General features: G+C 63.1%; 7 protein-coding genes and 1 pseudogene. 4 read left to right on the plus strand and 4 right to left on the minus strand.

The annotated features are described in order from the left end of the window. Nucleotides 1-80 precede the first annotated feature (80 nt). Nucleotides 81-1,340: a M23 family metallopeptidase gene (locus BHE97_RS19035; RefSeq protein ID WP_170931515.1), complete on the minus strand. Its 1,260-nt coding sequence runs from the start codon at nt 1,338-1,340 to the stop codon at nt 81-83. A gap of 190 nt (nt 1,341-1,530) precedes the next feature. Next, the gene (gene ctaD, locus BHE97_RS19040) at nt 1,531-3,297 is read right to left on the minus strand and encodes a cytochrome c oxidase subunit I (protein WP_087625616.1); all 1,767 of its coding nucleotides are present in this window, start codon (nt 3,295-3,297) and stop codon (nt 1,531-1,533) included. A 118-nt stretch (nt 3,298-3,415) separates the two neighbouring features. Between ctaD and BHE97_RS19045 the strand changes: the two genes are divergently transcribed. The 3 genes from BHE97_RS19045 (at nt 3,416) to ccsB (ending at nt 6,733) form a co-directional block, all read left to right on the plus strand. After that, nucleotides 3,416-4,009, plus strand: coding sequence for a DUF5134 domain-containing protein (locus tag BHE97_RS19045; RefSeq protein ID WP_140400270.1), 594 nt, complete (start codon nt 3,416-3,418; stop codon nt 4,007-4,009). Between the two features lie 298 nt (nt 4,010-4,307). Then, the gene (locus tag BHE97_RS19050) at nt 4,308-5,807 is read left to right on the plus strand and encodes a cytochrome c biogenesis protein ResB (protein WP_170931516.1); all 1,500 of its coding nucleotides are present in this window, start codon (nt 4,308-4,310) and stop codon (nt 5,805-5,807) included. Continuing rightward, on the plus strand, nt 5,804-6,733 hold the full coding sequence (gene ccsB / locus BHE97_RS19055; RefSeq protein WP_087625619.1) for a c-type cytochrome biogenesis protein CcsB: 930 nt from the start codon (nt 5,804-5,806) through the stop codon (nt 6,731-6,733). The genes BHE97_RS19050 and ccsB overlap by 4 nt, the downstream gene beginning before the upstream one ends. 30 nt (nt 6,734-6,763) lie before the next feature. Here the strand turns inward: ccsB and BHE97_RS19060 are convergent, their stop codons facing one another. Further along, entirely contained in the window at nt 6,764-7,468 is a 705-nt protein-coding gene (locus tag BHE97_RS19060) for a M23 family metallopeptidase (protein WP_087625620.1), read from the minus strand. A gap of 226 nt (nt 7,469-7,694) precedes the next feature. Here BHE97_RS19060 and BHE97_RS19065 point away from each other — a divergent pair, with 226 nt between their 5' ends. Beyond that, the gene (locus BHE97_RS19065; RefSeq protein WP_087625621.1) at nt 7,695-8,078 is read left to right on the plus strand and encodes a metalloregulator ArsR/SmtB family transcription factor; all 384 of its coding nucleotides are present in this window, start codon (nt 7,695-7,697) and stop codon (nt 8,076-8,078) included. Between the two features lie 96 nt (nt 8,079-8,174). On the opposite strand, the pseudogene BHE97_RS20265 reads toward BHE97_RS19065, so the two are convergent. Beyond that, nucleotides 8,175-9,107: pseudogene (locus BHE97_RS20265) on the minus strand (conjugal transfer protein); the annotation flags it as partial.

Genomic DNA, 9,107 nt, shown 5'->3' on the forward strand with positions numbered 1-9,107 from the left:
GATGATAGCGATAAACGGTCGAATCAGGCAACATCCACGGAGCCGGGTTGTGTCGAACATGCGCTCGGGGGACGACATTCTCAGAGCCAGGACATCGGATTGGTTGTCGCACCGTTCTGTAGGACCATCAGGTGCATGTGGCAGCCAGTGGACAGCCCCGTAGTGCCGACGTAGCCGATCACGTCGCCGCGGTTGACGTACTGGCCCGGGCTGGCGGCGAAGCCCGACATGTGGTTGTAGGTGGTCATGAGGTTGGAACCGCCGATAACGCCGTGGTTGATGATGACCCTGTTGCCGTAGGCAGAGTTGTAATACTGCTCGACGATGGTGCCCGAAGCGGAGGCTCGGACCGGGACGCCACAGCCAGCGCCGAAGTCAGTGCCGTCGTGGAGCTTGTACACGCCGGTGACCGGATGCCGGCGCATCCCGTACGGCGAGGTGATCGGACCGTTGACGGGGTAGCCCAACACGCTGCCGCCGCCTCCCCCACCGCCGGGGGCTGGGCCACCACCACCGCCTCCACCGCCACCGCCCTCGCGGGCTCGGCGCTCGCGCTCCTTGCGCAACTCCTCATCAACGATGGCCTGCATCCGCCCCTCCAGCGCGGCTCGCTCCGCATCGAGCTCGGCCAACGCCTTTTCATCCTGCGCTTTAGCAACGTTCGCCTCGGTCTGCGCGGCTTCCCGCGTCTCCACCAGCTGGCTGACCTCTGCGGCTTGAGTTTCAGCCTGCGTCGTGAGTTCCTGCATTCGGACCACGTTCGCCTCGGCCTCGCGCTTCTGCGCCGCGACCTGATCGCGCAACTCCTGGACTCGTTGACGTTCCAGTTCGACCATCACCCGAGCCGCATCGAGTTCCTGCATGGTCGCGATCTGAGCATCGCCGATCGACTCGTTCATCTGGACACGTTCTGAGAATGTCGTCGGGGCCTCGCCTCGCAGAAGCCCACTGAAAGCGCGCAGGCCCCGGTCGCCCTCCATAACGCTATCGACGGCGAACTGCTCGACGACGGACTCGGAGTCGTCCAGCTCTTTCGCGGCGACGTCGACACGTTCCTCAGCAGCCTTGAGATCGGCCTCGGCACGAGTCAACTCCTCACGCAGCTCTGCATCACGCGACTGCGCCACGACGAGTTCACCGCGAGTCTGTCCCAGAACATCCTGTGCATTTTTTAGCTGACTGGTCGCCGCACTTAGGGCGGTGGACGCCTCTTGGAAACGCGCGGTGGAGTGCTGAAGATCTTGTCGCGCCTGCGACCGGCGCTGCTCGTTCTCACCCTGCTGACGCCGGATGTCGTCTTTAGAATCAGCGATTGCGGGCGGAGCGGCGAACGCAGCCATCAGGCCGACTGTCACGACTGCCGCGAACATGGTCTTACGGACGGTTGCATGCATCATCTGGTTACCTCAATCTGGGGAAGATTCCGGCAAGCGGAACAGAATCGAACCTGCACCACGGTTGCGATCCTGGCGTCGCACCGGGCCGTTTAAGGTCGATCAGACGGGTTCTTCGAGATTGCCTTCGCCTTGACTACTCATCAGGTCTTTCACGGTGCGCGTCATCTAGGGCCTCCTCCCGCCCATCCACATCGGGAGCATCGGCGATCGCCTCCCGCTCTCCGGGGTTGTCCATCACCTCGACCGACGCCACCTCGGGGTGATGCAGGTCGAACGCCGGGCTCTCGGAGCGGATCCGCGGCAGCTTGGTGAAGTTGTGGCGCGGCGGCGGGGACGAGGTGGCCCACTCCAGCGTGCGGCCCCAGCCCCACGGATCGTCCACGCCGACGAGCGGCGCCTTGCGCGACTTCCACACGTTGTACATGAACGGGATCATCGACGCACCCAACAGGAACGCGCCGATCGTCGATATCCCGTTGAGCGTCGTGAAACCGTCGTTCGGCCCGTAGTCGGCGTACCGACGCGGCATACCCGCGGCACCCAACCAGTGCTGCACCAAGAAGGTGAGATGGAAGCCAATGAACAGCAGCCAGAAATGGATCTTGCCCAGCTTCTCGTCCAACATCCGACCGGTGATCTTGGGCCACCAGTAGTAGTAGCCCGCGAACATCGCGAACACCACGGTCCCGAACACCACGTAATGGAAATGCGCCACCACGAAGTAGCTGTCCGACAGCTGGAAATCCAGCGGTGGAGAAGCCAGCACGATGCCGGTCAAACCACCGAACAGGAACGTGGTCAGGAAGCCCAACGCGAACATCATCGGCGTATGGAACGACACCGAACCGCCCCACATCGTGCCGATCCAGTTAAAGAACTTCACCCCCGTCGGAACACCGATCAACAACGTCATGAAGGAGAAGAACGTCAGATTCACCGCGCCGGTGACGAACATGTGATGCGCCCACACCGCCACCGACAACGCCGCGATCGCCAGCGTCGCGAACACCAGCCCGACATAGCCGAACACCGGCTTGCGGCTGAACACCGACAACACCTCGGTGATGATGCCGAAGAACGGCAACGCGATGATATACACCTCAGGATGCCCGAAGAACCAGAACAGATGCTGATACAGAATCGGACCACCCGTCGCCGCATCGAACACGTGCGCTCCAAGCATCCGGTCCGCGGCAATCGCTAACAGCGCCGCCCCCAGCACGGGGAAGACGATGATGACCAGCAGGCTGGTCACCAGCGTGTTCCACACCATGATCGGCATCCGGAACATGGTCATGCCCGGGGCCCGCATCGTGAAGATGGTCGTGATGAAATTGACGCCACCGAGGATCGTGCCCAAACCCGACATGTACAGGCCCATCACCCATAGATCGCCGCCCATACCGGGCGAGTTGATCGAGTCGCTCAACGGCATATAGGCGAACCAGCCGAAGCTCGCCGCCCCGCCCGGCACGACGAACCCCGACAGCGCGATCAGGCTGCCGAACAGGAACATCCAGAAGCTGAACATGTTCAACCGCGGAAACGCCACATCCGGCGCGCCGATCATGATCGGGACGACCAAGTTCGCGAAGCCGAAGAACAACGGCGTCGCGAACATCAGCAGCATCACGGTGCCGTGCATCGTGAACAACTGGTTGAACGTCTCGTCGCCCACGACCTGCGTGCCCGGTCGGGCCAGCTCAGCACGCATGATCAGCGCCATCACGCCGCCGATGATGAAGAAGACGAAGGTGGTGGCCAGGTACATCTTGCCGATCAGCTTGTGATCGGTGGTAGTCAACAGCGTGACGATCTTCTGACCCATGGCGCGTTCACGGCGCACCGATCCCGGGACCTCGGACTGCTTAGCCTCCTCGAAGGCCGCTGTGGTGGCCATCAAGCCTCCCTTTCGTGGGACCTACCGACATGGAGCAACGCCGCGGCCAGATCACGAGCAACGATCGGGTCTCCGTCCAGCCGACCTTATTCTACAATCAGTAGAGTAACATGTGGGCGTGATCTCCCCGCCGTTGAACATCATCCTGACCGTCGCGTTCCTTTTCACCGCGTCAGTGTGCGTCGGCAACTATGTCGCGATACGGAGGCAGGCCGCTGCGGGCGAGGACGCTCGCACGAGTGCGGAGTTAGTGGACATCAACCACACGGTGATGAGCGCGGCGATGATTCTGATGATCTGGTCCGCCATCCCAAGCGTCGGCAGCTGGCTACAGATCGTCGTGTTCATGGTCTTCGCCTTCGCCCTCGTGTGGGCCTTTCTCGACTCTCGCGCAACGGCCAGCTGGGTCGATACAGCCGGGCACGTCGTCTTAAACATCGCGATGGTCTGGATGCTCGCGGCGATGCCGCTACTGATGACCAGCGGCGCCGCAGAACACTCCTCAAACATGGCGGGTAGCCAGGACCACGGCACTCTGGAAGCCGCGGCGACCACATGGGTCGACGTCATGAACGGGGTGGTCGTCGCATTCTGCGCGACGGGAGCGCTCTGGTGGCTCTACCAGACCCTGCGGGCCCGCGGGCATCGACTGCATTCGCTGTGCCACACGATCATGGCCAGCGGCATGATCGCAATGTTGCTCGTGATGTGAAGCCAGGTGCTCGGCTTCTCCCCTCCTGGAGGCAGCAATTTGGCTGCGCCCGTCCAACTCCTGATGACTCACGACAGCGTCGGGGACTGCAAGCCCGATCTACTTTCTTCGACCACTGCGGAGACCCGATGAAGCATTGGAATTGTTCCGTCGCCGCGCACCAGCCCATTGCACTCCATCGCCACGGCACACCTAGATCGAAAGACTCGCCATGAATCCCTCCACGCAGGCCTCGGAGCTGACGCCGCGGGAGTTCACCCGGTGGATATGGCGACAGCTGACATCAATGCGCACCGCGTTGTTCCTGCTGCTCCTGCTCGCTGTGGCGGCGGTGCCCGGCTCATTGGTTCCGCAACGTGGGGTTGACGCACGGACAGTTCAGGCCTTCTTTCAAGATCATCCAACTCTCGCGCCAGCCCTCGACGCCCTCGGCATGTTCTCGGTGTACTCCTCACCGTGGTTCAGCGCCATCTACCTGCTGCTCATGCTCTCGCTTGTCGGCTGCATCGTGCCCCGCATCAGCGTCTACGCCAGAGCGCTGCGTGCCCGTCCCCCGCGAGCGCCGCGCAACTTCAGCCGCTTGCCCGGATCGGGCACTTTTACCACCACCGCTTCGGTCGATGAGGTCATGGCTGCCGGGCGGAGGGCACTCGTGCGGACGAGGGTCGACGTCGTACAGACGGACGCCGGGGCTGAGCTACGCGCCGAAAAGGGCTACCTGCGTGAACTGGGCAACCTCGTCTTCCACGTCAGCATTCTGGTGGTCCTGGTCGGCGTGGCTATCGGAGCGTTGTGGAGTTACCGCGGAGCCGCCATGGTCACCGAGGGCGACGGCTTCTCCAATACGCTCAGCCAGTACGACGAATTCAACTCTGGGCCGCTCTACGACTCCGACGCCTTGCCGCCGTTCGGTCTGCTCGTCGATCGCATGATCGCGGAGTTCCAACCCGAGGGTCCACAACGCGGTGCGCCCAAACGGTTCCAAGCCAACGTCACCTACACCGAGAACCCCGGTGACAAGCCGCAACGATACGAGATCTCCGTGAACAGTCCGCTGTCGTTGGACGGAGGTGACGTCTTCCTTATCGGCCAGGGTTACGCCCCCGTCATTCGAGTGACCGACGCTGAAGGCGAGATCGTCTTCGACGACGCCGTTATCTTCTTACCGCAAGATGGCAGCTACCTCTCCGAAGGCGTCATCAAGGTGCCCGACGCCGCTCCCGAGCAGCTGGGGTTCCAGGGATTCTTTATGCCTACCGCCGTCTCGGCCGGTGATGACGCGCCCACAAGGACCGTGTACCCCGGCGCCGTGAATCCAGTAATCGGGCTGCGCATGTGGACCGGCGATCTCGGCCTCGACGACGGCACCCCGCAATCGGTGTACACACTCCAAAAAGACCAGATGACCGAAGTGCTCGACGACAACGGCGAACCGCTCAACATCAGCTTGAGCCCCGGCCAATCGCAGACCTTGCCCGGCGGCGGCACCATCGAGTTCGTCGATCTACGTCGGTTCGCTCGTCTCCAGATCGCCGACGTCCCAGCAAAATCGTTACCACTCGCCGGCGTAAGCGTCGGCCTAATCGGGCTCATGGCCTCATTGATGGTTAGGCCGCGACGCACCTGGATCAAAGCGACCACCCGCAACGACGGGACGGGCGCGAGGCTGACCTCGGTCAGTGTTGGCGTACTCGATCGCGTGCCCCGCGATGAGACACCCATCGACCTCGAATCGTTCCTCACCGACCTACAAGAAACGTTGGCCACACTCGACACAAGCAAGGAGAATCCGACATGACCCTCGAACAGTACGCACAGATCTCGAACTATGCGATGGTTGCCGCCACCTGCGTCCTCGCACTCGCGTTCGTCGCTCACGCCGCCGAGTGGGCGTTCGCCCGCAAGGTCGCCGACGAGGAGAAGGAGCTCGTGACGACCGGGCCGACGCCACCCAGCCCACCAACAGAAGACACGACACCAGTCACCGAACGTTTCTCGCGTGTCGGCGTGACCCTCACCATCCTCGCCGCAGCGCTGCTCGCCATCAGCGTCATTACCCGGGGTCTGGCTGCCGAACGGGTGCCCTTGGGCAACATGTACGAGTTCGGACTCGCCGGCGTGACGGTCGCGCTCATCACGTATCTGGGCCTCGTGTGGAAGTACCAGGTGCAGTGGGTCGGCGGAGTGGTCGCCGCCTTCGGTCTAGTGATACTCGGCATGTCACTGTCCACCTATGTGCCGGCCGGCCCGCTGGTGCCCGCGCTCGACTCCTACTGGTTCGAAATTCACGTCAGCGCCGTCATGCTCGCCGGGGCCTTCTTCCTGGTCGGCGCGGCCGCCTCCGTCCTCTACCTGATCCGCGTCCGGGCGGAATCGAAGGACAACGTCGGCCCCGTGCTCCGCCGGTTCCCCGCCGCCGCGGTCATGGACAAACTGGCGTACCGGGTGAACGCGATGGCGTTCCCGCTGTGGACCTTCGGCGCGCTCATCGCCGGCCCGATCTGGGCACACTACGCCTGGGGCCGCTACTGGGGCTGGGACCCGAAAGAGGTCTGGGCCTTCATCACCTGGATCGTCTACGCCGGGTACCTGCACGCCCGCGCCACCGCCGGCTGGAAGGGCCGCCGCGCCGCCTACTTCTGCCTCATCGGCTTCGTGACCTTCCTGTTCAGCTACTACGGCGTCAACCTCTTCGGCTCCGGCCTGCACTCCTACGCCAAGTAAGGTCCACCGGCGTGGAAATCGGAAGGGGCTCTAGGGGCGAACGCCATGCTCCTGGAGTGCCTGTTCCGGATTGATGGGCTCCCCACCCCCTGGCCGTACCTCAAGGTGCAGATGCGGGCCTGTGACATTCCCCGTTGCTCCGGTGTAACCGATCACGTCACCGGCGTTGACCTTCTGCCCTGGCTCGACCACGATTCGGCTCTGGTGCGCGTACCACATCTCAGTCTGGTTGCCAGGGTCAACGTCGTCCAACACGATCGACGTCTTGTTGCCATAGGCACCGTCGTATGCGGCGGTCTTCACCGTGCCGCTCGCCGCGGCGACAATAGTGGTGCCAGACGGGCCGGCAAGATCCAAGCCTGTGTGTTGCCCGCTGGACCACAGTCCACTGGACTGGCCGAACTGGGCCGTCAGCCGGTAGCCGGTGACCGGGATGACCCACTGGTCAGCGACTTGTTCGGCGTAGGACTCCACGTCTTGTTCGACTTGTTGGCGTTGTTCAGCGACAATCGCCAGCTGTTCTTCCTGAGTCGCACGCTGCTCCTCATAGACTTGCCGGTTGAAGCTCCGGCTGATGTCGGTGCCGTTGGTGCTGCCGGCATCCACACCGGCATAAGGTCGGCCAATCGCCTGACGCGAACTGGAAGACACCGCTCCGTCGTCCCGGCCATCATCGACCGTCACCGTGCCAAAGCCGGCCGCCGACACCGCCATCAGCCCGGCGAGCGCCGGCACGACGCGCAAACCGTATCGGGACCTCTTCTTCGGGGCGACTCGCTTACCGCCACGAGGGTCAGGGGTCGCTCGACCCGCACCACGACGCTGCGCTGTCGGCTTCACCCAGTCTCCGTATCAGTCAAACGAGCGCGGCATCACATCAGACTCCACGATCACAACGGACGTGGTCGAGGGTAGCGCATGCATCCTGGAATCGAGCACTTCGATCGAATATCATCGAGATATGACGATGGGAATCACTAGCCCTGAAACGACACAACATATCGGTGAAGCCGACGCGATGAAAGCTGCGGCATGCCTGTTCCACGGCTTCAGCGACCCGTCGCGATTGGTGATCCTTCAGCACCTACAACTCGGTGAACATCGCGTTGTTGATTTGACGGAGCATCTAGGCCTGTCGCAGAGCACAGTGTCGAAGCACCTGGCCTGCCTCAAAGACGCCGGCCTAGTGACATCACGGCCAGTGGGGCGGGCTTCGGTCTACTCACTCCAACATCCTGATGCTCTGATCGATCTGCTCTCGGCAGCCGAGAGGATGCTGGCACTGACCGGCGATGCGGTCACGTTGTGCCCGGTGCACGGCACCGACATGTCTCGAAGCGCCTGATATGACCGATCGCTGAGGGGAACCGACACCAGAGACTGCTCGCGTCACACTGTCCGCTTTCCCCATCGTCACCGGAGCCGGGACGGCGCTGGTCTTTCACATTTGCGGTCCAACATGATCGCGGTTCACCGGCTGTCGCTCAGGGCTCTTTTGGTTCTGTCTTGTGGCGAATGTTTGCGCACGTTGCAGTGCCGCTTTGGCGCGTGCATGGTCGATCGTCTGGACGGTGGTTTCTGGGTCGGGACCGAGAGGCGAGGTGGCGGTGATCTGGTAGCGGTCGCGGTAGGCGGCGATGATGCGGGCGTTACGCCGCCATTGCTTCGCCTCTCCCTTACCGGTGGGCTTCTCCCCCAACCGGGTCGTCCAAGGCTCACGGTCGGTGAGAGCGGTATCGAGGACGGCGTCGGCACGTTGTTCGATCAACTCGTGGCGTTCGTCGAGGGCCTGGCGCATATCGGTGCTCATGGGGCCATCGGCGCGTGGAACGAGGCCGGCGATGAGTCGGGGTGTCTTGCGGGTGCGGCCGGAGCCTGCTGGGCGGGCGGTGGTTTTGGCGAGGCGGGCGTGCAGGACCGAGGCAATGTCGGCGGCATCGACGAATCCGCGGGCGGCGACCAGACGTGGGAACAGCCGGTCGAGGTGGTGACCGTTGGCTTCGGCTCGGCGTAGCTCAGCAGACAACGCGCCATAGGCATCGGAGGCGAGTACATCATCGACTTGCTCGGAGTCGAGGCCGGACACCGCCAGCAGGGCGGCCCACCGATCGTGCTGGGCCGCTTGGGCGATGGTCTCGTACTCGGCGGCGAGTTCAGCGATGGAGCCCCAGCGTTCGTGTTCGAGGGTGATGGTCTCGTGCGCGGACAGTTCGACGCCGACGTGCTGGAGAACTCCATAGAGTGCGGCGCGGGCCATCCGTTCGGGGTCGTCGACGGGTGGTTCGAGGTGTTCGTGATCCTCTCTATCGATGCCGACGTAGGCGTGGTTGCTGTCGGCGCCGCGGGTCATGGTGAAGCGCCCCAGGTTTGATGC

The sequence above is a fragment of the Aeromicrobium sp. PE09-221 genome (genome assembly GCF_002174305.1).
GTDB lineage: Bacteria > Actinomycetota > Actinomycetes > Propionibacteriales > Nocardioidaceae > Aeromicrobium.

What these genes read in the sequence shown, in the direction of transcription:
- ccsB (WP_087625619.1), top strand. Translation starts at nt 5,804, where the DNA reads ATGACCCTCGAACAGTACGCACAGATCTCGAACTATGCGATGGTTGCC.
- ctaD (WP_087625616.1), bottom strand. Translation starts at nt 3,297, where the DNA reads ATGGCCACCACAGCGGCCTTCGAGGAGGCTAAGCAGTCCGAGGTCCCG.
- BHE97_RS19035 (WP_170931515.1), bottom strand. Translation starts at nt 1,340, where the DNA reads ATGGCTGCGTTCGCCGCTCCGCCCGCAATCGCTGATTCTAAAGACGAC.
- BHE97_RS19065 (WP_087625621.1), top strand. Translation starts at nt 7,695, where the DNA reads ATGACGATGGGAATCACTAGCCCTGAAACGACACAACATATCGGTGAA.